This window comes from Pseudomonas helmanticensis (assembly GCF_900182985.1).
GTDB lineage: Bacteria > Pseudomonadota > Gammaproteobacteria > Pseudomonadales > Pseudomonadaceae > Aquipseudomonas > Aquipseudomonas helmanticensis.
The window spans coordinates 605,079-625,452 of record NZ_FXUY01000001.1; the positions used below are offsets into that span (position 1 = coordinate 605,079).

The following is a 20,374-nucleotide window of genomic DNA, read 5'->3' on the forward strand; positions in this document are numbered from 1 at the left end:
CAAGACGCTAGAACAGGTCTATAAAAATGCAAGCGAAAACATTTTTGGACAGGCTCGGGAAAAGGAAAATTCATTTTGTACGGACGATTTTTTGTAGCGTTTCTGTTTGCGCTGCTGGCGGGCTGTTCCTTTTTCGGGCCGAAGGTCGACCTCGACAGCCTGACCCTCGATGTCGCGCCCAAGGCCAACGACGACACGCCGATCGCCGTGGATTTCATTGCGGTCGCCGACCCCGATCTGCTCAAGCAGTTGTCGGCGATCAGTGCCAGCCAGTGGTTTGCCGGGCGCGAGCAGTATCAGCGCGACTATCGTCAACTGATGAGCGTGTGGGGACTGGAGCTGGTACCGGGACAATTCATCGACCGGCAACCGTTCCCTTTGGGGGGCAAGAAGGCCGCTGGACTTTTGGTCTTCGCCAGCTATAACACTCCCGGAGCGCACCGCTTGCGGCTCGATGATCAGAGCGAAGCGTGGTTGAAGTTCGACAGCCGCGAGATGAGTCTGGTCAACGCCGACGAGCACTGAAATGCCACCGCTGCCGCCGGATCGCGGCTTGGTCGAAGGGAGTCGTATGAGTCTGCTACCTGACGCGGTTTGCTGGCACGAAGGCATGCAATTGCTGCCACAGCATTTTCAGTTGCAAGGGCTGCGTGCCGAAGCGCTCGGTGCGCATCTGGCGCTGGCATGCAACCCGTGGTTCTGGGGCGTCAGCCACATGGAGATCGATCCTTCGGCGTTGAGCGCCGGGGTGGTGCGGGTGTTGTCGCTGCAAGGGACAATGCCCGACGGTTTGCCGGTGGACCTGCAGGCCGGCATTGGCCCGACCCTGGAGCTGGATGTCGGTGCGGCGATCGATGTCAGCGACGATGCGACGGTCACCGTGTACCTGGCGATCAGCCCGATGTGGCGTGCCGGTCAGTTGCTGCCGCTCAAGGGCCGCTTGCAGTCGGTTGTCGGCGAGGCGCTGCCGGATCTCACCAGCGGCGAATTCCCGGAGTCGATCACTGTCTGGCGTCCCAATCCACGGTTATGCACGCAACTGAACAAAGCCGATTCGATTTGCTTGCCGCTGCTGAAAATCCGCAAGGAGGGCGGCGGTTTTCTGCCGTTGTCCTACACGCCGCCAACACCGCTGCTGCTACCGGAATCGCCGCTTGGTCGGCGCATCGCCGGACTGTGCGCGCGGGCGCGGGAGAAGTGCCTGTTTCTTGGTGGTCGTTTGCGTCAGGCGCAGCAGGCCGGCAATCAGGACGATGCGCTGGAAATCCGTCGTCAGTTGACCGCGTTGTGGCTGCGTCTGCCGGAAATCGAAGGCCTGCTGAACAGCCGCATCGCGCAGCCGCAGATCCTCTACGTGCACTTGCTCGGCCTGGCCGGCGCATGGTCGGCGCTCGATCCGCTGGCCGGCGTGCCGGCGTTTGCAGCGCTGGATTTTCTCGAATTGCAGCGTGGTTACGACGCCGTGCTGCAATGGCTGGAAACAACCCTTGAACTGATCCGCGCCGGCTACCGCAGCCTGGCCTTCGAACGCGGTGAACAGAGCTTCTCGATTCAGTTGCCGGACGAGCAACCGAGCCAGCGTCTGGTCATCGGTTTGCGCATGCCCAACGGTGCCAGCGAGCAGGCGGCGAACGACTGGCTGCGCGGCGCGATCATCGCCTCGGCGCCGCACATCGCGCTGCTCAGCCGTCAGCGCATGAGCGGTTTGAGCCATCAGGCCATGAGCCGCAGCGAGCAGGTGGCCTACAGCGTCGGCGACGACACGCGGCTGTTTGTGATCACTGCCGAAGGTGCCTGGTTCGATGCGCAACTGCCGCTGATGATCGCTGCCCCGGCGGCGAATTTGACCAGCAGTCCGTGGCAAGTGGTGCTGTTTATTGCCCAGAACAGTGAAAGTGCCTGATCACACAAGGAACGCCGTATGTCGCAAGGAAGTGCCGCAAGCCTGGGGTTGCAGGACGCACCGTTGAGCAGCGCGTTCCGCGAGGCATGGCAGCAATGGCAACACGACTGGGTGCATTTGCCCAAGGACAGCGAGGACGAAACAGCGCTGGTCGAGACCGTGGTCGAGTTGTCGACGCAGGCTTCGCAACGGTTGTGGCGCACGGCGTATTCGCGGGTTGGCGATTCGGCGACCGAGCAGGTCAAGGCGCTGGTTTACGCCTTCGTCGCCTTGATTGATGAAACCCTGTTGTTCGAACCCTGGCCGGGGCAGGCGGCGTGGCAGGACAAACCGCTGGAATCGCGGCTTTATGCCAGTCGTCAGGCCGGCGAGCAGGTGCCGGCGGCAATTCAAAGTCTGCTCGATGATCAGCAACCGCTCACACGCGACCTGGCCAACGTCTATTTGCAATGCTTGATTCTGGGTTTCCATGGACGCCTGCGCGGTGAGCACAGCCTCGCGCAATTGGCGAAGTGGCGGCTGGCGCTGTTCAACTTTGCCTGGCAGGACGAAGCCACGTATGACGATGTCAGCCGGCGGCTGATGCAGCCTTCGCTCGCGACGCCATTGCAGTTGCCGGTGCGCACGGCGCTGCCGGACGGCTTTCGCCTGGCCTTGGGGATTCTGGCGATGCTGCTGTTGCTGACGGGTCTCGGTCATTGGTTGTGGCGCGATATCGCTCAGGAGTTGCAACCGGTATTGCAAACCAGCGATGTGGTCGCCGCACCGGAGCAAGGCTCATGAGCCCGCTGGCGATTGTCGCGTGGGTGGTTGCGCTGTTACTGCTGCTGGTGATCATCGCCGTGGCGGTGTGGTGGTTGCGCACCCAGAGCGGCGCGGCGATCCGCAGTTTTTATGCGTCGGTGCGCCAAATGGAGCAGGAGCAGGGCAGTCAGGATCGTTATGAGATGCCGTGGCTGCTGATGCTTGGCGATGAAAACCAGGGCACGCAACTGGTCAGCGAATGGCGCTTGCAGCCGACCGACAAACCCGCCTGGTTCGGCCGCTGGTGGTCGGACCCCGAAGGCGCGGTGCTGGTGGTGCCGCAAGCGCTGTTCCTGCCGGATGACGGCATGCATCTGCAACGCGGCGGCTGGTGGCGACTGCTCGGCTTGATCCTGCGCCTGCGCAGCAAACGGCCGCTGGACGCAGTGATCTGGACGGTGCCGGCCAGTCGCCTGAGCAATCTCGAACAGGCCACCAGCCTTGGTTTGGCCGCGCGCCGCCGCTTCATTGATCTGCTGCAACGCTTCGGCCTGAGTGTGCCGGTGTATGTGATTGTCACCGGCCTGGAAGATTTGCCGGGGTTTCAGGAGTTGATCGCCGCGCTGCCGGAAGAGGCGCGCGAACGCACTTTGGGCTGGTCGTCACCGTACCCGCGTGACGCCGTCTGGCAAGGGCAATGGAGTGATCAGGCGCTGGATCGCCTGCATCGGGCGGTGGCGGAAGCGGTGATCGAGATCGGCACGTTGTCCGGGCAATTGAGTGCGGATCTATACGCCTTGCCGGATCGTCTGGAGACATTGCGGCGTGGTTTGCAGAATGTTCTCGAACCGGTTTTTCAGGGTAACGCACAGGGCGAAGCGCCGTGTTTTCGCGGCGTGTATTTCACTGCCAACATTGCCGGCGAAGATGCGCAGGACGGTTTTTCCGCCGACGACAGCGGCCTGCAGCGCAGTGCGTTTGCGCGGCAGTTGTGGCGGCAGCGACTGGTCGGTGAGCGCGGATTGGCGCAAAGCGTGCCGCGCCTGTTGCGTCTGCGCCAGCGCTGGCAACGGCTGACTGCCGGCGTGGCCTTGGTGATCGGGGTGGTCTGGGCGGTGGCGATGGTCTGGGCCTGGCATGTCTCGGTCAGGGACGCGCACGAGCTGGCGCGGCTGATGCAAAACGCGCAGAAAAGCTATGTCGCGGTCACCGATGACGCGCATCGCATCGAACCGACCCGGCGCAACGTCCAGTCTTTTTGGCGGGTGCTGGAAAAGGCTCCGCACTGGAACTATGTCTCGCTGGCGTTTCCGACCTCATGGTTTTCTTCGCTCGATACGCAACTTGAGCAAGAGGTCTTTCAGTCGACGCAACGGCATATTCTCTTGCCTCTGCATCAATTGCTGATCTCCGATCTGGCGAAAATCAAAGCGATCCGCAGCACCGACCGGCGCAGCAGCATCGAGAGCGAAGACCCGGCGCAGTGGCAGAATTATCAAAAAGCTACCGATCTGGTCGATCGCGCGTTGCGGCTGGAACAACAGAACCAATTGTTCAATCAGGTGCAAACCGATCAGCGCGCGCCGCTGGATGATCTGGTGCAGTTGAGCAACAGCGCGCTGTCGCTGAACCTCAACAGCGCGATCTTGCCCTACGCGCCGTTCTACAACCGATTGCTGGTAGCCGGTAACAGCGACGGCGACAATTTGCAGGCTCTCGACCTGAGCGTCGACCGCCCGCAGATCGTCAGCAATTTCTCCGGACTGATGCAGCGCTGGCTCGATCAGTACTTTCTCGCCGACAATTTTGTCAGTCGCGCCGGTTACCTGAAACTGCACCTGGATCAACTGCAAGCCGGCAGCGGCAATAGCCTGCGCGAGCTGGAAGACCTCAGCGCGCTGATCCACGATCTGCAAGCGGCGATTGCCCTGACCAATTCCACCTGGAGTCGCGGCAAGGGGCAGGAACTGGTGCCGGGCTATCGCGACTTTATCGACAAGGTGCGCAAGAGCTCGTTGTTGGGGCAGCAGGTCGGACAAGACCTCGACACCCAGGCGGCGCAGTTGCAGCAGAGCTTTCGCGATCAATGGATCGCCCAGGTCGGCTCGCGCGACAATTTGCTGGTGCAACAGGCCAGCGGGCAACTGGCGTTGCAAGAGCAGGTAGTGAAGCTGCACAACGCGATTCAGGCGTTGTTCAAACGTGATTTTGTCTCGGTGGCCCTGCGGGCCAGCCAGGACAACGTCAATATGCAAGGGCAGACAGTGGACGGCGATGACCTCAATGAGTCGCTGAAATACTTCGCCGATTACAACAGTTACGTCGCCGAAGAGCTGCCGCGCATTCCGCCGGATTATCGCAGTGCGTTGATGAAAACCGCCGAGAGCGCCGCCGCCCAGGCCATGTGGTTGAGCCTCAAGGATCTCAACGACCAAGCGCATCCTTACGCCGTGTTCAATGTCCGCGCCGAACAAGCCATGGACCTGCAAAAGGCTTTTGTCGAAGTTCATCGCACGGACCTGGCGACGCGCCTGCAAACCGCGCTCAACCGCCGTGCCATGGCGCAGATCATCAATGGCCTGGATGAAATTACCGCGCAACCGTTGTTCGGCGGGCGTACTGAAATCAGCCAGTGGGACGGCTCGAAAAACCTCGGCTTGCAATTGTTCGGCACCAACGATGTGCAGGACCTGAAACTGAGCCTCAAGCAGCAGTTCAACACCATGCTCGGCATCACCGAGCGACGGGCGACATCGTTGCAGTGGTTGATGACGCAGCAGGCCAATCTGTCCGCGCTCGATTACGAACGCGTGACGCAGTTCAGTGCGCTCAACGACGAATTGCTCAAGTACAAGGAGGCCAATCCGGCCAGTTCACCGGCGCAGATCGAGCAACTGGTCAGCCGCGATTTCGTCGAGATGGACACCGATACCTGCTTGCAGATGCTGCAGACCGCCAATCTGTCTGGCGGCCGTGGAACCCTGGCGATGCGCGCACTGGAGCTGCAACAGACGGCCATGCAACGCTGCCAGATGCTCCAGGTGCAGCAAGCGGCGGCAGCGTGGAATGAGCTGGCTAACTACTTCAATCAATACCTCGCGGATCGGTTTCCCTTTGCCAACGGTGTGCAGGCGCAAGATGCCGACCCGGCGCGGGTCCAGTATTTACTGGAGCTGATCGACAAACGCTTGCCGGTGGCGCAGGCGGGACTGGCCACCAATCAGACCCCGGAGCGTGTCGCCGCAGCAGACTTTCTCAATCGGCTGAAACAGGCCAGTACCTGGCTGGCGCCGCTGTTCGTGCGCGACAAGAGCGGCATTCTCGGCGTCGAACTCGACGTGCGTTGGCGCACTGACCGCGATGACGAGAAGGGCGCCGATCAAGTGATCGCCGGGGGCCTGCTGGCCGGTAACCAGCAGATCAATTATCCGGTGCCCGGCGAGCAGGCCAATCTGCGCTGGATGGTTGGTCAGCCGATTCGCCTGACTCTGCGTTGGGCGCGCAATGGCAAGGAGCGCCCGGTCAACGATCCGCTGCAACCGAATCTGGTCGTACGTGATCTGGAGGCCGGTTGGGAGTACGGCGGCCCTTGGTCATTGCTGCGGATGATGCGTGCGCACTTTTCCGTGCAGCGTCAGCCGAGCATGGATTACACCGAGTTTCCACTGGCCTTGCGCCTGCCGGTGACCGCATCCAGCGACAGCGTTACCAGTGAGTTCACGCGGATGTTTGTGCGCCTATCGCTGATGAGCCAAGGCTCGAAACTGCCGCTGTCGATTGCGCCGTTGCCGACCCGCGCACCGCGCTCGCCGTTTCAGTTGAGCAGTAGCACCGCCGCCATTGAATCGCAGAAGGAGGGCTTGTGAGCCTGCCATCGACCACACTGCCGGACCTGATTGAGCAGTTGCTCGCGCCAATCAGCGCGGACGCGCCCTGTGGCGTCGATTTGCGTTACGAGCGCGAGTTCGACCAATTGCGCGACCTGCGCCGCGAGGACGACGCCAGTCTGCCGACCGGGGTCTGGCAGTCGACGTTGAAACGGGCGAGCTGGCCCGAAGTCGAGAAACTCACCACCACGCTGTTGCTCGAACGCAGCAAGGACCTGATGCTCAGCGCCTGGCTGGGCGAAGCCTGGCTGCACCTGCAAGCGCTGGACGGACTGCCCGGCAGCCTGGCGCTGATCGCCGGATTGTGCGAGCGCTTTCCCGAGCATTTGCACCCGCAGGCCGAGGATGGCGATCAGTCGTGGCGGGTGATTCCGCTGGAATGGCTGGTGCGTCGCTACAGTGAAATATTGCTCACGCGAGTGCCGCTGTTCGGTGCGCGCAACAGCGATTTCGAGGCTTGCACCCTGGAAGTCTGGCGCCGTTTGCAGATTCAGCAAGTGCAGGCCAACGACAGTAAAAATGCCAAGACCTCGGCAGAAACCGCGCGCAGTGAACAGAAGAAAATCAACGAGCAGATTCGCGCGACGCCCTTGGCATTCTGGTTACGCACGCAGGGCAATCTGTTGTTGAGCCTGCAACACCTGCAACGGCTGGACCGCTGGAGCGATGCCTTCCTGGGCGATCAGGCACCGGGATTGCGTCCGTTGCAGGAAACCATTCAAGCGCTGCTGACACTGGTTCAGGAGTTTATCGCCATGCACCCACAACAACCGGCGCCGCCCCCGCCCGTGATCGAAACGCCTGTGCTGGTGACGCAGCCTGAACAACAAGCACCAGCCGCAGCGGTGTTTCGCGAGCCGGCCAACCGTGAAGAGGCTTATCGGCAATTGTTGTCGATCGCCGAATACCTGGCCCGCACCGAACCCCACAGCCCGGTGCCGTATCTGATCCGCCGCGGCGTCGAATGGGGCAATAAACCGCTGAGCGAACTGCTCGGAGAGTTGATCTCCGCCGACGCTGAATCGCGCCGCTTGTGGACGCTGCTCGGGGTGCTTTAGTGCACCCGCTGGTTGCTGATTTTAGGCGGCAGGGCGATGGGCGTCAGTACCGGTTGCCCGGAGAAGAACGCGGTCAGGTTTTTCCCGACCAGCTCCACCGTACCTTGCGTGGCTTCCGGTGAAAGGCCGGCGACGTGCGGGGTGAGCAGCACATTGCCGAGCGCTTTCAGGGCATCCGGCACTTGCGGTTCGTGGTCGAATACATCGAGTGCGGCGCCGGCAATGCGGCGTTGTTCAAGGGCGGTGATCAGATCCGCCGTGGCGATCACACTGGCGCGGGCAATGTTGACGATAAACCCGTTCGGGCCGAGCGCGTCGAGCACCGGACGCGTTACCAGCGACTGCGTGCCGATCCCGCCGGGCGTGGCGACGATCAGAAAGTCCGAAGCGCGGGCCAGCTCGGTCGGCGTCGAGCAGAACGCGTAGGGCACATCGTTGCGCAGTTGACGGTTGTGATAGCTGATCTGCATGTCGAAACCGAGGGCTGCCCGCTTGGCGATGGCCATGCCCACCGCACCCAAGCCAAGAATCCCCAAGCGTTTTCCGGCCAGCGACGGACGCATGATTTTCGGCCATTCGCCCCGACGCACGGCAGCATCGCAACGCGGAATATCACGCACCAACGCCAGCAGCATGGCCATTGCATGGTCGGCCACCGACGAAGCGTTGACCCCGGCGCCGTTGGTCACGGTAATCCCGCGATCACTGGCCGCCTGCAGGTCGACGTGTTCGTAGCCGGCACCGATCACGGTGATGATTTTCAGCGCGGGCAGGGCAGCGATTTCGTCAGCGGTCAGGCCCAACGGGCCACGGGTCAATACCGCATCGATGCGACTGCCGTGGCTGGCGATGGCTTGTGCACGTTCGGCCGGCGTTGGCGCGAGGATCAGGTGAAAGCCCTGATGTTCGAGAATCGGCAAATAATCGTTGATGGTTTCAACCAGTACCAGAACGGTTGCGGGCATTGCGCGGCTCCTGTGATCGTCGGCGAGTTGGTCGCGAAAGTCGTTTCAGATTGCTGAATCCGCGCCGACTTGGCAATCGTTGTCATTCGCGCAGTGGTGCTTTGATTCTGGACGGCTTCGGGCAAGAAGCAAGGGTAGGCAGCACACCGGTGATCCGGTGTGCTGTCGACATCATTGGGCCGCTTGGGCTTTGGCTTGTTCAGCCAAGGCAATCGGCTTGAAATCGTAGGTCGGATAGAACTCGGTGCGATAACTGCCCCACGCGGTGTTTTCCAGGGCGAGGTTCACTTCCGCCAGACGCGTGACAGGAAAGCGCACGGTAACGACTTGGCCTATACCCATCATGATGTTCCAGCTCACCACTTCGACCCCGGCCGGGGGAAACGTTTTATGGAAACCCTGTTTCGCGAGCTGAGCCTTGAGTTCACTTAACGGTCGGGTTTGATCATGTTTCAGAAACACAGTCAGCATCATTGCGTTGTCGGCAGTGGTGACGACATTGTTTGCGGGTTGGGTAGCGGCTTGCGCGCTGACCCCGGCGCAATAGACGGAAGACATCAGTAACGTCGACATCAGCAGGTTTTTTAGTGACTTTTGCATATTGAACTCCTGTTTATTGCTTAATGGCGGACTTGGTTTCTATCGTTCCGGTATAGGGCGCGTGAACGACATGAATGCGAACGAGAGGATTGTTGTCGACCATGTCGCGGGGGACTTCCCGAGAATAAGTGAATTCACGGTTGTTCAATGTTTCCAAGCGCCTGACCCATGTTTTGGTCGGGCCGATATCCGGTACAAGAATGTGCTGCTGCTGATCGCCGGTGACAAAGAAGTAACCACCACCGCCGTTGTTGTACTTTGATTCGCCTGTATCGGTGTAAAAGAACTCGTATCGATTACGCTCGGGATCCCACGTCGATATGCCAACTACGCCGGGGTACCTGGCTTTGACGTCGGTTTCAGGGGCGCCGTCGATATAGACCTTGGTGGTCAGCCATCGCGGCGAAGAAGCCAGCTCGCGGACATCGGCGTGGGCGTTGGCGACCGGCGCAAGCAGTGCGGCCAACAACAGTCCGGTCATCATGTTCTTTTGCATGTTGTGTCCTCTTGATCACACTTTAATTATCAGTTTTCGAATTCGGGGCGATAAAAATATTGACCTGCCATGGAATAATGTTCAATGGCTGGGTAGTCGCTTGTAACAAATGGCTGGTATTCGATTTTAAGTAATGTTTTGTTGTAAGTGTTTTTGGCTGTGTAACTTGTAGGGTTGTTCTGCAGGGTTGTTGGTTGATTCATTTATTTGTTGGCGTTTTCTGTGGTTAACGTTGCTGGCGCCATTAACTAATTACACGATGCTGTAGGACAAGAGATGCCGTAACAAATCTCTGGTTGACGCAACCGCAGCAAGTGAAGTTGCGTCTATTTCGGGACGCTTGCTTAGAACCTCACTGCAGCGCTGTCGATTAACCGTGCGAAAGCGGCACCGAGGGTCGCGTTGTGATGGTTGATGATCACTTCGGCCGATAGCGTAGCGGTGTCCATGCAAGTGTGGGCGTCGCTGAGCAGCAGTGGTCTGAAGCCCAGATCGGCAGCGCTGCGACAGGTGCTGTCGATGCAGAACTGGCTTTTCATGCCGACCACATAGAGGTCTTCGATCTGTGCGGCTTTGAGTTGCTGCGCTAGGTCAGTGCCATGGAAAGCATTGGGGCGGGATTTGTCGAAGAGGGTGTCGATTTCAGCGTCCAGTTCAAGCGCGGGCAACAATTGCCAGAATGGACTGCCAGCGGCAATCGGTGAGCCGTCCGGGCCGGTGTGGCGCACGGCGAAGATTGGCACTTGATTCACGCGGGCCTGAGCGACCAGACGCTGGATGTTGGCCAGAACCTGTTCGCCTCGGTAGGGCTTTTCCTGGCCATGGAACAGGCCGACCTGCATATCGATGATCAACAGTGCTGCGGGCATGGTGGTTCTCCTTGAGTGCTGCGGATGCCGCACGGACGGGAGAAACAACAAGGCCCCGTCCATTGCTGGCGGGGCCTTGGGGTTGCTGCGCTGGAGTTAACTCACACAGAAACACCACGACCCGCCATTGGCGGTCGTGGTGGTACGGGTGAGGTGCAGCGCGCGAAGGTTCATCGGCCGATCATGCGGGTGGCATCGACGGGCTGTCAACCGGCGTATTGGGCGATGCCGTTGCCGAACGACCAGTTCTCTTTTTTCACTTCGACCAGATTGATGAACACGTCTTCCAGGCGCACGGACAGGTGCGTGTTGAGATTTTGCGCGATGGTCTGGTACAGGGCTTTTTTCTGCTCCAGGGTGCGGCCTTCGTTGAGGGTGATCTGGATGATCACCAGTTGGTCGCTGCGCTGGATGCCCAGATATTGCGGGTCGAAGATGAAGTGCTCGGCATCGTGCTCATTGAGAATCTGGAAATTGTCGTGCTCCGGCACATTGATGGCGCTGCGCATGGCGGCGTAGATCTGCTCGCCGATGCGTTTGGCGAAGGTGGGGTCGGGGTGTTTTTTGATTTCGACGCGGACGAGCGGCATGAGTAATGACTCCATGGGGCAGGGGACTGGTATCACGCTAGATCATGTGCGCGAAATTGAAAGCTTATGCCCCTCGTTACCCAACCCTGAATCCTGAACCCCTGTAGGAGCTGTCGAGTGCAACGAGGCTGCGATCTTTTGATCCTGACCCTGAAGATCAAAAGATCGCAGCGTGCCGCAGCTCCTACAGGGATGCCGGATTTTGCCTACGAACTTGAAAGATCCATCTGCTATCCGGCAGGCGATGAATGCGAAATCATCAGGGCACAAGGCAGCTTGGGCGAGTCGCGGGTGTTTTTTTCAAGTTCTGAACAGGTGTTCGACAACCATCAAATCGATGACCCAGAGAGGAATCAGCATGAACACATTTGACCGCAAGGCCATGATGGAACAATCAGATCGCGAGCACGATGAATGGGTCGAAAAAATGCGTATCCAGGGCAAAGGCGATATGTACCCCATCTGGGGGATGCTGGCTTTCGGCATCTTTTGCATGTCATTGGGATTCATATTGGCTCGATCGATCTGATCCGGTTATTCCGCTCAGGTTCGACGCTGGAGGCTGTCGGAAAACGACATTGTACGTATCCGTAGCCGACAGCCATTTTCCCGAAAACGACACCCCGTTGATCTGCACCGCATAACCATTCCTCAGCTAAGTCTTTGCTTCTGAACATTTATCACGGAGAATCGCGCCCCTGTTTCGGCCGGAGCATGTCTGTCGGTTTTTTCCGACGCGTCCTGACCGAGTGGCAAGTGACCGGAATGCGGAGATCCGACCGGATGAATGATCAGGCCAATAGCGTCGAAGAGCGCTTTGATGCAGCAGCACCCGCTGAACTTTCGAGCTGGAATCGCCAGGACACCACCTGGATGTTGGGACTGTTTGGGACGGCCATCGGCGCCGGCACCCTGTTTCTGCCAATCAATGCCGGGCTCGGTGGCTTCTGGCCGCTGGTGATCCTGACGCTGCTGGCGTTCCCGATGACGTTCTACGCGCACCGTGGCCTGACCCGCTTTGTGCTGTCCGGTCGCGAAGGCGCCGACATCACTGAAGTGGTCGAGCAGCATTTCGGCATCAAGGCCGGTGCGTTGATCACCTTGCTGTACTTCTTCGCGATCTTCCCGATCCTGCTGATCTACAGCGTCGGCCTGACTAACACGGTCGCCAGTTTCCTCGAACATCAACTGCACATCACGCCGCCACCGCGCGCGCTGCTGTCGTTCGTGCTGATCCTCGGTTTGCTGGCGGTGGTGCGTTGCGGCGAGCAGGCAATCGTCAAGGCGATGAGCCTGATGGTCTATCCATTCATCGTCGCGCTGCTGTTCCTCGCGGTGTACCTGATTCCGCACTGGAACGGCGGCATTCTCACCACCGTTTCGCAGGTGCCCGCGCCGTCCGCGCTGCTGCACACGCTGTGGCTGGCGATTCCGGTGATGGTGTTCTCGTTCAACCACTCGCCGATCATCTCGGCGTTTGCAGTGGATCAGAAGCGTCGTTATGGCGTGAATGCCGATGAGCGCAGCTCGCAGATCCTGTTGCGCGCCCATGCACTGATGGTGCTGATGGTGATGTTCTTCGTGTTCAGTTGCGTACTGACCCTGTCACCCGCGCAATTGGCTGAAGCGAAAGATCAGAATCTGTCGATCCTGTCTTACCTGGCCAACCACTTCAACAATCCGACCATCGAATTTGCCGCTCCGCTGATTGCGTTCGTGGCGATTTCCAAGTCGTTCCTCGGTCACTACATCGGTGCCAGCGAAGGCCTCAAAGGCCTGATCATCAAGAGCGGCAAGCGTCCGAGCGCCAAGGCACTGGATCGCATCGTTGCAGCGTTGATGCTGGTGGTCTGCTGGATTATCGCGACCCTGAACCCAAGCATTCTCGGCATGATCGAAACCGTCGGTGGCCCGGTCATCGCAGCGATCCTGTTCCTGATGCCGATGTACGCGATTCGCAAGATTCCGGCGATGGCGCGTTATCGTGGCCAGGCGTCGAACGTTTTCGTCGCGGCGGTTGGCCTGGTGGCGATTTCGGCGCTGGTTTACAAGCTGGCCGTTTAAAGACCAATAGATCGCATAGCTCCGTGCGGGAGCCGCCGCAGGCTGCGATCTTTGGCTTTTAAGCTACAGTACGCCGCTACGCATCCCTGATGCGTAGCGGCTTTTTTTCGTCTGGAGACAGTGGATTGTCGAGCGCCCCGCCAACTGTGGAACAACCCAATCGCTGGCAGGACGTCCTCGCGGGCCTGTCGATCGCCGGCCTGTTGCTGCCTGAAGCCGTGGCGTACTCGACCATCGCCGCACTGGCGCCTCAGGCCGGGGTCATCGCCTTGTTTGCCGGGTTGCTGTGTTACGGGCTGTTCGGCACCAGTCGCTTCGCCATTGTGTCGGCGACGTCATCGTCAGCGGCGGTGCTCGCGGCAGCCACGGCGACCTTGGCCAATGGTGATCCGCAACTGCGCTCGACGCTGGCGGTCGGGCTGGTGCTGGTCACCGGCGCGTTGTTTCTGCTGGCCGGGATCTTTCGCCTCGGCAGCGTCACCTCGTTTATCGCCAAACCGGTCTTGCGCGGGTTTGCCTTCGGTCTGGCGCTGACGATCATTCTCAAGCAAGTTGCCAGTGTGGTCGGGGTGCATCTGACCGACGCCAATCTGGTGCGCTTCGCTCCGCAACTGCTGGAGCAATTGCCACAGTGGAACTGGCCGGCAGCGGCTGTCGCTGCCGTGGCGCTGGTGTTGCTCGGCGTGTTTGCGCGATTCCCGCGAGTGCCCGGCGGATTGCTGGTGGTGGTGATCGGCATCCTCGCCGGGCAATGGCTTCACTTGCCGGCGTATGGCGTGAAGTTGATCGGGGTGATCGATCTGAGCCTGGAGGTGCCGAATTTACCGGCCTTGCCGTTCGCCGACTGGCTGCGGTTAGGGGAGGTGGGGTTTGCGCTGGTGATGATTCTGTACGCGGAGTCCTACGGCTCGATCAGTTCGTATGCACTCAAGCATGGCGACCGTGTGACCTCGAACCGCGACTTGCTGGCACTCGGTGCGGCGAATCTGCTGTCCGGGTTGTTCCATGGCATGCCGGCGGGAGCGGGGTATTCGGCAACCTCGGCGAATGAGGCCGCGGGGGCTACTTCACGGATGGCTGGCGCGGTGGCGGCGCTGGTGGTGCTGGCCATCGTGCTGACCGTTTTGCCATGGATCGCGCTGACGCCGGAGCCAATCCTCGCCGCTATTGTCATGCATGCGTTGGGGCGGGGTTTGAGTTTGCAGCCGCTGTGGCGTTATTTCGTCTGGCGCCGGGATCGGGTGCTGGTGATTTGTGCGGTGGCGGCGGTGTTGGTGCTTGGCGTGCTGGACGGCTTGCTGGTAGCGGTGGCGATCAGTGTCTTGTTGATGCTCAAACAGATGTCGGCGGCGGACATCCAGGTGTTGGGGCGGATCGACGGCGGGCACGATTTTGTCGATATGCAGCGCCATCCCATTGCGCAGACGGAACCCGGCATTTTGATCATTCGGCCGGGCGAGGCGTTGTTCTTTGCCAACGTCGAACGGATTCTGGGGGCGGCGTTGCGCTTGGTGCGGCATTCGCAGGTACCGGTGCACACGGTGATTCTCAGTCTGGAAGAAACGCCGGATCTGGATGGCACCAGCATTGAGGCGTTGCAGGAGTTTTTCCTGCGGGTGCATCTGGACGGCAAACGATTGATTCTGGCGCGGCTCAAGCACGAGGCGCTGAGCGCGTTGGCGGAACTGCCAGAGGTGCCGGCCAATGATGTGATCCTCAGTGGCCTGAGCGTCGACGGTGCTGTCCAGCAAGCCCTCAACCTCAACCCGATACTGTAGGAGCTGCCGGGCCGAAGGTATGTGAACACAGGTCCCCGTGTTTTTCAGGGATAAAAAAACGCCGCACATCTCTCGATGGGCGGCGTTTTTCATTGCGTTGCAGCGTTAGGCTTGAACGACCGGAATGTTGGCGTTCGCAGCAGCTTCACGGAACTCGGCGATCTGGTCGAAGGACAGGTAGCGGTAGATATCGGCCGCCATGCTGTCGATCTTGCCAGCGTATTCCATGTACTCCTCGACGGTCGGCAGGCGACCCAGGATCGAAGCGACGGACGCCAACTCGGCCGAAGCCAGGTAGACGTTCGCGCCGTCGCCCAGACGGTTCGGGAAGTTACGGGTCGACGTCGACACCACGGTCGCGTTCGGCTCTACACGTGCCTGGTTACCCATGCACAGCGAGCAGCCCGGCATTTCCATGCGCGCGCCAGCCTTGCCGTAGATGCCGTAGTAGCCTTCTTCGGTCAGCTGGTGAGCGTCCATCTTGGTCGGCGGCGACAGCCACAGACGGGTTGGCAGCTGACCCTTGACCTGATCCAGCAATTTACCGGCAGCGCGGAAGTGACCGATGTTGGTCATGCACGAACCGATGAACACTTCGTCGATCTTCTCGCCAGCAACGCTGGACAGCAGACGGGCGTCGTCCGGATCGTTCGGCGCGCACAGTACAGGCTCGCTGATGTCGGCCAGATCGATTTCGATGATTTCGGCGTATTCGGCGTCGGCATCGGCTTCCATCAGTTCCGGGTTGGCAACCCAGGCTTCCATCGCTTGAGCACGGCGTTCCAGAGTACGCGCATCGCCGTAGCCTTCGCCGATCATCCAGCGCAGCAGGGTGATGTTGGAGTTCAGGTACTCGGTGATCGACTCTTTCGACAGCTTGATGGTGCAACCGGCAGCCGAACGTTCGGCCGAGGCGTCGGACAGTTCGAACGCCTGCTCCAGGGTCAGACCTTCCAGACCTTCGATTTCCAGGATGCGGCCGGAGAAGGCGTTTTTCTTGCCTTTCTTCTCGACGGTCAGCAGACCGTTCTGGATAGCGAAGTAAGGAATCGCATGAACCAGGTCACGCAGGGTGATGCCAGGTTTCATTTTGCCTTTGAAGCGCACCAGAATCGATTCCGGCATGTCCAGCGGCATGACGCCGGTGGCCGCAGCAAACGCAACCAGACCGGAACCGGCCGGGAACGAAATGCCCATCGGGAAACGGGTGTGCGAGTCACCACCGGTGCCGACGGTGTCTGGCAGCAGCATGCGGTTCAGCCACGAGTGGATGATGCCGTCGCCCGGACGCAGGGAAACGCCGCCGCGGGTCATGATGAAGTCAGGCAGGGTGTGGTGGGTGGTCACGTCGATCGGCTTTGGATAGGCTGCGGTGTGGCAGAACGACTGCATTACCAGATCAGCGGAGAAGCCCAGGCACGCCAGGTCTTTCAGTTCGTCACGGGTCATTGGACCGGTGGTGTCCTGAGAACCCACGGTGGTCATTTTCGGTTCGCAGTAGGTGCCAGGACGGATGCCTTTGCCTTCTGCCAGACCGCAAGCCTTGCCGACCATTTTCTGCGCCAGGGTGTAACCCTTGGTGCTTTCGATCGGTGCATCAGGCTTCTTGAACAGGTCGAACGCCGGCAGACCCAGTTCGGCGCGAGCCTTCTCGGTCAGGCCGCGGCCAATGATCAGCGGGATACGGCCGCCAGCACGGACTTCGTCCAACAGAACCGGGGTCTTCATTTCGAAGGTGGTCAGGACTTCGTCGGTGCCGTGTTTGCAGACTTTGCCAGCATGCGGGTACAGGTCGATCACGTCGCCCATGTTCATGTTGGAAACGTCGAACTCGATTGGCAGTGCGCCGGCATCTTCCATGGTGTTGTAGAAGATTGGAGCGATTTTGCTGCCGAAGCAGAAACCGCCAGCGCGCTTGTTCGGCACGTAAGGAACGTCATCGCCGAAGAACCACAGTACCGAGTTGGTAGCGGATTTACGCGAAGAACCGGTACCGACCACATCACCGACGTAGGCGATCGGGAAGCCTTCACCGCGCATTTGTTCGATCTGCTTCATCGGGCCGATGGCGCCCTGCTGATCAGGAACGATGCCGTCGCGGGCCATTTTCAGCATGGCCAGGGCGTGCAGCGGGATGTCTGGACGCGACCAGGCATCAGGAGCAGGGGAGAGGTCGTCGGTGTTGGTTTCGCCGGTAACCTTGAATACACGCAGGCTGATCTTGTCGGCCAGGGTCGGACGGTTCTTGAACCACTCGCCGTCAGCCCAGGATTGCAGCACGGCTTGAGCGTGAGCGTTGCCGTTCTTGGCTTTTTCCGCGACGTCGTGGAACGCATCGAACATCAGCAGGGTGTGCTTGAGTTGCGCGGCAGCGACTGGCGCCAGCTCGGCGTCGTCCAGCAGGTCAACCAGAGTGACGATGTTGTAGCCGCCCTGCATGGTGCCGAGCAGTTCTACAGCGCGCTTTTTGTCCAGCAGCGGGGAGGAAACTTCGCCCTTGGCCAGAGCAGACAGGAAACCGGCTTTTACATAGGCCGCTTCGTCCACGCCTGGTGGAATGCGATTGGTGATCAGGTCAACGAGAAATTCTTCTTCGCCAGCCGGAGGGTTTTTCAGCAGCTCGACCAGGCCTGCTGTTTGTTCGGCGTTAAGCGGCTGGGGAACGATACCCAGGGCTGCACGCTCTTCGATATGTTTGCGGTAGGCTTCAAGCACAGTTATTACCCTCATCAGTGGTCCCAAATGGGTGTCCGGGACGCTCATCCCGAAATGGTCGTACTCATGCGCTGCGTGGCGTTGTGGGCCACTTAGCCAGAATTACCGACCATTCCTTACAGAAGCTGCTTTCAAAGTTTTACGCCTGCAGAACGGGGAGCTGATGAGGGTTGGCGATGGGCTTTTCCCCGCTGGAAAAACCGCTCGCCAACACCGCTCTGAAGGAACGACTGTGCTCGTGACGCTTTGAAAACAGCTTCTAACGGACATTGGCGCCTTAAAAGGCTGGCTGATTCTACGGCAAAAAAAAATTAAACGTAAGTTCGTCCCTGAAGTTTGAGGGGTGATGAATGTTAGACAAAGGGCTAACATGCCGACCTGTTCCGCGTTTCAGTGCCTTTGCCTACTTTATGCCCAATCAGACCATCAAGACCCCCTGCGTCGGCCTCTGCTCCACTGTTTACGGTGATCTGGTGTGCCGTGGCTGCAAGCGTTTCCACCACGAAGTGATCCATTGGAATGGTTACAACGAGGAGGAAAAACGCGCGGTGTGGCTGCGTCTGGAACAATTGCTGTCACAAGTGATGGCGGGCAAGGTCGAGATTTTCGATTCGGCGCGCCTGCGCGAGCAGCTCGAACAGCGCAAGATCCGCTTCGTGCCGCATCAATCGGAATATTGCTGGGCGTATCAACTGATCGCTCGTGGTGCGCGGGTGATCATTAATCTGGAAGCGTACGGGATGGTGTTGCTGCCGGAGTTTCGCGAGTGGAACCTGCCGGAATTGCGCGATGCCATTGATCGGGAATTCTTCCTGCTGTCGGAAGCGCATTATCAGCGCTACATCGCCCCCGGATTCCTCAAAGACGCCTTTGGCGCCTGAACCTCAAAAGATCGCAGCGTGCCGCAGCTCCTACAGGTTTGTGTGACGTCGGGCGCCCGCAATACCTGTAGGAGCTGCCGCAGGCTGCGATCTTTTGATCTTTAATGTTTCACCGCCAACTCCACCAGATGATCCTCGACCTCCTGCGGCTTGAGCACCAGAACGTCGCTTTCCAGCTCGTCCAGCACCACTTCTGCGGTATTGCCGATCAACGCTCCTGACAAACCGGTTCGCGCCACCGTGCCGATCACGGTCACCGCCGCCTGCAGCTTGTGCGCCATAAACGGGATCAGCACATCTGCCGGGCCTTCCTCGATGTGCAAATGTTCGTCATCGACATCAAATTCCGCCTGAAACGCCCGACACTGCTCGCGATAGCGCGCTTCGATGGTTTCGCTCAGTTGGAAAGTCGGATCCGCCGCCGACAGCATCGGTGAAGGATGCGCCGCAATCACATGCAGGTGCGCCTTGGCCAGACTGGCAATGTCATAGCCGTGATCAATGATCGTGGTGTGCAGATGCCGGTGTTCGCCATCGGCATTGCCGACATCGACGGCGGCCAGGATCACGCGGTCCTTCCAGGACGTGGATGTTTTCACCAACAGCACCGGGGTCGGGCAGTGGCGCAAGAGTTTCCAGTCCACCGGCGTCAGCAGGGCCTTTTTCAGCGGACTGTCGGGGAAATGCTGTTTGACCACCAGCCCGCAACCCTCGGCCTGCTGCACATCAATGATGGTTTCGTGCAGGCTCTCGTTCCACGCCTGTTCGGTCGTCACGCTGTAACCATCGGCTAACAGCGCGGCCTTGAGTACGCCGAGCATGCCGGCGTGGTCGTGCTTCTTGTCACACACCAGCAGGTGCAGATGGGCCTGGGTCACGCCTGCGATCAGCTTGGCGCGCTTGAGCGCCAGGCTTTCCGAATGTTCGGGTTCGATGACCACCAGAATGCTGCGAATGGCTTGCATGAGCGGAGTCTCCAGCAAAGAAAAGGCACGGCGTTGCACAACTATAGTTGCTGCTCATGCGCCTGCGACTTGATGCATATCAACGCGGGCGGCTGGTGGTCTGCGGGCAGGCCGGTATAATCGGCGCCCTTCGCTCGAACACCTTTACCGTGAGCCCCATGATCCTTCCCGAAATCCACGAATTCCTTGGCTGCCGCACCCCTGACGCCTGGGTCCAGGCCGCACTGGCCGATCAGGAAACCCTGCTGATCGACCACAAGAACTGCGAGTTCAAGGCTGCCAGCACCGCGCTGAGCCTGATAGCCAAGTACCATTCCCACGTCGACCTGATCAACATGATGTCGCGTCTGGCCCGGGAAGAACTGGTGCACCACGAGCAGGTCATGCGCCTGATGAAACGCCGCAAGATCGAGCTGCGCCAGCTGCATGCCGGCCGTTACGCGTCGAGCCTGCGCAAGGTGGTGCGTAGCCACGAGCCGGTGAAACTGGTCGATACGCTGGTGGTCGGGGCGTTTATCGAAGCGCGCAGTTGCGAGCGGTTCGAAGCGCTGGTGCCGCATCTGGATGAAGAACTCGGCAAGTTCTACTTTGGCCTGCTGAAAAGCGAGGCGCGGCATTTTCAGGGTTATCTGAAGCTCGCTTATCAGTACGGCGATGCCAAGGATGTTGCGCAGGTGATCGAGCGAGTCCGCGCTGCCGAGCAAGAGCTGATTGAATCGCCGGATGAAGAATTCCGCTTTCACAGCGGTGTGCCTGTAAACCGTTAAGATCAAAAGATCGCAGCCTTCGGCAGCTCCTACAGGGAAATGCATTCAAGATGTAGCAGCTGCCGAAGGCTGCGATCTTTGCGCGTGTGATT

At 59.7% G+C, this 20,374-nt stretch carries 18 protein-coding genes; 11 read left to right on the forward strand and 7 right to left on the reverse strand.

Annotation, left to right across the window (positions count from 1 at the left end; all coding sequences use genetic code 11):
- The first annotated feature begins 75 nt into the window (after positions 1-75).
- The 5 genes from QOL84_RS03005 to tssA are packed head-to-tail and all read left to right on the forward strand — an operon-like array spanning position 76 to position 7,592.
- Positions 76-525 carry a type VI secretion protein gene (locus QOL84_RS03005; RefSeq protein ID WP_129394378.1) on the forward strand — a complete coding sequence of 150 codons (450 nt, stop codon included), beginning with the start codon at positions 76-78 and terminating at the stop codon, positions 523-525.
- A gap of 46 nt (positions 526-571) precedes the next feature.
- On the forward strand, positions 572-1,903 hold the full coding sequence (tssK, locus tag QOL84_RS03010; protein ID WP_283436110.1) for a type VI secretion system baseplate subunit TssK: 1,332 nt from the start codon (positions 572-574) through the stop codon (positions 1,901-1,903).
- A gap of 18 nt (positions 1,904-1,921) precedes the next feature.
- Positions 1,922-2,686, forward strand: coding sequence for a DotU/TssL family secretion system protein (locus QOL84_RS03015; protein ID WP_283436111.1), 765 nt, complete (start codon positions 1,922-1,924; stop codon positions 2,684-2,686).
- Positions 2,683-6,513: a type VI secretion system protein gene (locus QOL84_RS03020; RefSeq protein ID WP_283436112.1), complete on the forward strand. Its 3,831-nt coding sequence runs from the start codon at positions 2,683-2,685 to the stop codon at positions 6,511-6,513. Before QOL84_RS03015 ends, QOL84_RS03020 begins: the two co-directional genes overlap by 4 nt.
- Complete coding sequence (gene tssA, locus QOL84_RS03025) at positions 6,510-7,592, forward strand: type VI secretion system protein TssA (RefSeq protein ID WP_283436113.1); 1,083 nt, start codon at positions 6,510-6,512, stop codon at positions 7,590-7,592. The genes QOL84_RS03020 and tssA overlap by 4 nt, the downstream gene beginning before the upstream one ends.
- On the opposite strand, the gene QOL84_RS03030 is transcribed toward tssA, so the two are convergent.
- From QOL84_RS03030 to QOL84_RS03050, 5 genes are all read right to left on the reverse strand, one after another.
- The gene (locus QOL84_RS03030; protein WP_129394373.1) at positions 7,589-8,557 is read right to left on the reverse strand and encodes a 2-hydroxyacid dehydrogenase; all 969 of its coding nucleotides are present in this window, start codon (positions 8,555-8,557) and stop codon (positions 7,589-7,591) included. The genes tssA and QOL84_RS03030 overlap by 4 nt on opposite strands.
- Before the next feature lie 171 nt (positions 8,558-8,728).
- The gene (locus QOL84_RS03035) at positions 8,729-9,157 is read right to left on the reverse strand and encodes a hypothetical protein (protein ID WP_283436114.1); all 429 of its coding nucleotides are present in this window, start codon (positions 9,155-9,157) and stop codon (positions 8,729-8,731) included.
- A gap of 13 nt (positions 9,158-9,170) precedes the next feature.
- Positions 9,171-9,653 (reverse strand): DUF4822 domain-containing protein, encoded by a 483-nt coding sequence (locus tag QOL84_RS03040; RefSeq protein ID WP_283436115.1) that lies wholly within the window; start codon positions 9,651-9,653, stop codon positions 9,171-9,173.
- Positions 9,654-9,997: 344 nt separating this feature from the next.
- Positions 9,998-10,522, reverse strand: coding sequence for a cysteine hydrolase family protein (locus tag QOL84_RS03045; protein ID WP_283436116.1), 525 nt, complete (start codon positions 10,520-10,522; stop codon positions 9,998-10,000).
- A 206-nt stretch (positions 10,523-10,728) separates the two neighbouring features.
- Positions 10,729-11,112, reverse strand: coding sequence for a tautomerase family protein (locus tag QOL84_RS03050; protein WP_129394369.1), 384 nt, complete (start codon positions 11,110-11,112; stop codon positions 10,729-10,731).
- 117 nt (positions 11,113-11,229) lie between these two features.
- Here QOL84_RS03050 and QOL84_RS03055 point away from each other — a divergent pair, with 117 nt between their 5' ends.
- From QOL84_RS03055 to QOL84_RS03070, 4 genes are all read left to right on the forward strand, one after another.
- Positions 11,230-11,484, forward strand: a complete 255-nt coding sequence (locus tag QOL84_RS03055) for a hypothetical protein (RefSeq protein WP_129394368.1) — start codon at positions 11,230-11,232, stop codon at positions 11,482-11,484.
- A complete protein-coding gene (locus QOL84_RS03060) occupies positions 11,471-11,641 on the forward strand; it encodes a hypothetical protein (protein ID WP_164979437.1) in 171 nt (56 codons plus the stop codon). Before QOL84_RS03055 ends, QOL84_RS03060 begins: the two co-directional genes overlap by 14 nt.
- Before the next feature lie 254 nt (positions 11,642-11,895).
- Positions 11,896-13,176 (forward strand): serine/threonine transporter, encoded by a 1,281-nt coding sequence (locus QOL84_RS03065; protein WP_283436117.1) that lies wholly within the window; start codon positions 11,896-11,898, stop codon positions 13,174-13,176.
- Positions 13,177-13,301: 125 nt separating this feature from the next.
- Positions 13,302-14,954 carry a SulP family inorganic anion transporter gene (locus tag QOL84_RS03070; protein WP_283436118.1) on the forward strand — a complete coding sequence of 551 codons (1,653 nt, stop codon included), beginning with the start codon at positions 13,302-13,304 and terminating at the stop codon, positions 14,952-14,954.
- A 105-nt stretch (positions 14,955-15,059) separates the two neighbouring features.
- Here the strand turns inward: QOL84_RS03070 and acnB are convergent, their stop codons facing one another.
- Positions 15,060-17,669, reverse strand: coding sequence for a bifunctional aconitate hydratase 2/2-methylisocitrate dehydratase (gene acnB, locus QOL84_RS03075; RefSeq protein ID WP_129396147.1), 2,610 nt, complete (start codon positions 17,667-17,669; stop codon positions 15,060-15,062).
- A gap of 410 nt (positions 17,670-18,079) precedes the next feature.
- Between acnB and QOL84_RS03080 the strand changes: the two genes are divergently transcribed.
- Positions 18,080-18,550 carry a DUF1289 domain-containing protein gene (locus QOL84_RS03080; RefSeq protein ID WP_045123298.1) on the forward strand — a complete coding sequence of 157 codons (471 nt, stop codon included), beginning with the start codon at positions 18,080-18,082 and terminating at the stop codon, positions 18,548-18,550.
- Positions 18,551-18,651: 101 nt separating this feature from the next.
- Here QOL84_RS03080 and QOL84_RS03085 read toward each other — a convergent pair whose 3' ends face one another.
- A complete protein-coding gene (locus tag QOL84_RS03085; protein WP_283436119.1) occupies positions 18,652-19,515 on the reverse strand; it encodes a universal stress protein in 864 nt (287 codons plus the stop codon).
- Positions 19,516-19,673: 158 nt separating this feature from the next.
- Here QOL84_RS03085 and QOL84_RS03090 point away from each other — a divergent pair, with 158 nt between their 5' ends.
- Positions 19,674-20,282, forward strand: a complete 609-nt coding sequence (locus QOL84_RS03090; protein WP_283436120.1) for a MiaE family protein — start codon at positions 19,674-19,676, stop codon at positions 20,280-20,282.
- The last annotated feature ends 92 nt before the right edge of the window (positions 20,283-20,374 follow it).

What these genes read in the sequence shown, in the direction of transcription:
- QOL84_RS03045 (WP_283436116.1), bottom strand. Translation starts at nt 10,522, where the DNA reads ATGCCCGCAGCACTGTTGATCATCGATATGCAGGTCGGCCTGTTCCAT.
- QOL84_RS03085 (WP_283436119.1), bottom strand. Translation starts at nt 19,515, where the DNA reads ATGCAAGCCATTCGCAGCATTCTGGTGGTCATCGAACCCGAACATTCG.
- QOL84_RS03015 (WP_283436111.1), top strand. Translation starts at nt 1,922, where the DNA reads ATGTCGCAAGGAAGTGCCGCAAGCCTGGGGTTGCAGGACGCACCGTTG.
- QOL84_RS03040 (WP_283436115.1), bottom strand. Translation starts at nt 9,653, where the DNA reads ATGCAAAAGAACATGATGACCGGACTGTTGTTGGCCGCACTGCTTGCG.
- QOL84_RS03065 (WP_283436117.1), top strand. Translation starts at nt 11,896, where the DNA reads ATGAATGATCAGGCCAATAGCGTCGAAGAGCGCTTTGATGCAGCAGCA.
- QOL84_RS03020 (WP_283436112.1), top strand. Translation starts at nt 2,683, where the DNA reads ATGAGCCCGCTGGCGATTGTCGCGTGGGTGGTTGCGCTGTTACTGCTG.
- QOL84_RS03030 (WP_129394373.1), bottom strand. Translation starts at nt 8,557, where the DNA reads ATGCCCGCAACCGTTCTGGTACTGGTTGAAACCATCAACGATTATTTG.
- QOL84_RS03080 (WP_045123298.1), top strand. Translation starts at nt 18,080, where the DNA reads ATGCCCAATCAGACCATCAAGACCCCCTGCGTCGGCCTCTGCTCCACT.
- QOL84_RS03050 (WP_129394369.1), bottom strand. Translation starts at nt 11,112, where the DNA reads ATGCCGCTCGTCCGCGTCGAAATCAAAAAACACCCCGACCCCACCTTC.
- QOL84_RS03035 (WP_283436114.1), bottom strand. Translation starts at nt 9,157, where the DNA reads ATGCAAAAGTCACTAAAAAACCTGCTGATGTCGACGTTACTGATGTCT.
- QOL84_RS03090 (WP_283436120.1), top strand. Translation starts at nt 19,674, where the DNA reads ATGATCCTTCCCGAAATCCACGAATTCCTTGGCTGCCGCACCCCTGAC.
- tssK (WP_283436110.1), top strand. Translation starts at nt 572, where the DNA reads ATGAGTCTGCTACCTGACGCGGTTTGCTGGCACGAAGGCATGCAATTG.
- QOL84_RS03060 (WP_164979437.1), top strand. Translation starts at nt 11,471, where the DNA reads ATGAACACATTTGACCGCAAGGCCATGATGGAACAATCAGATCGCGAG.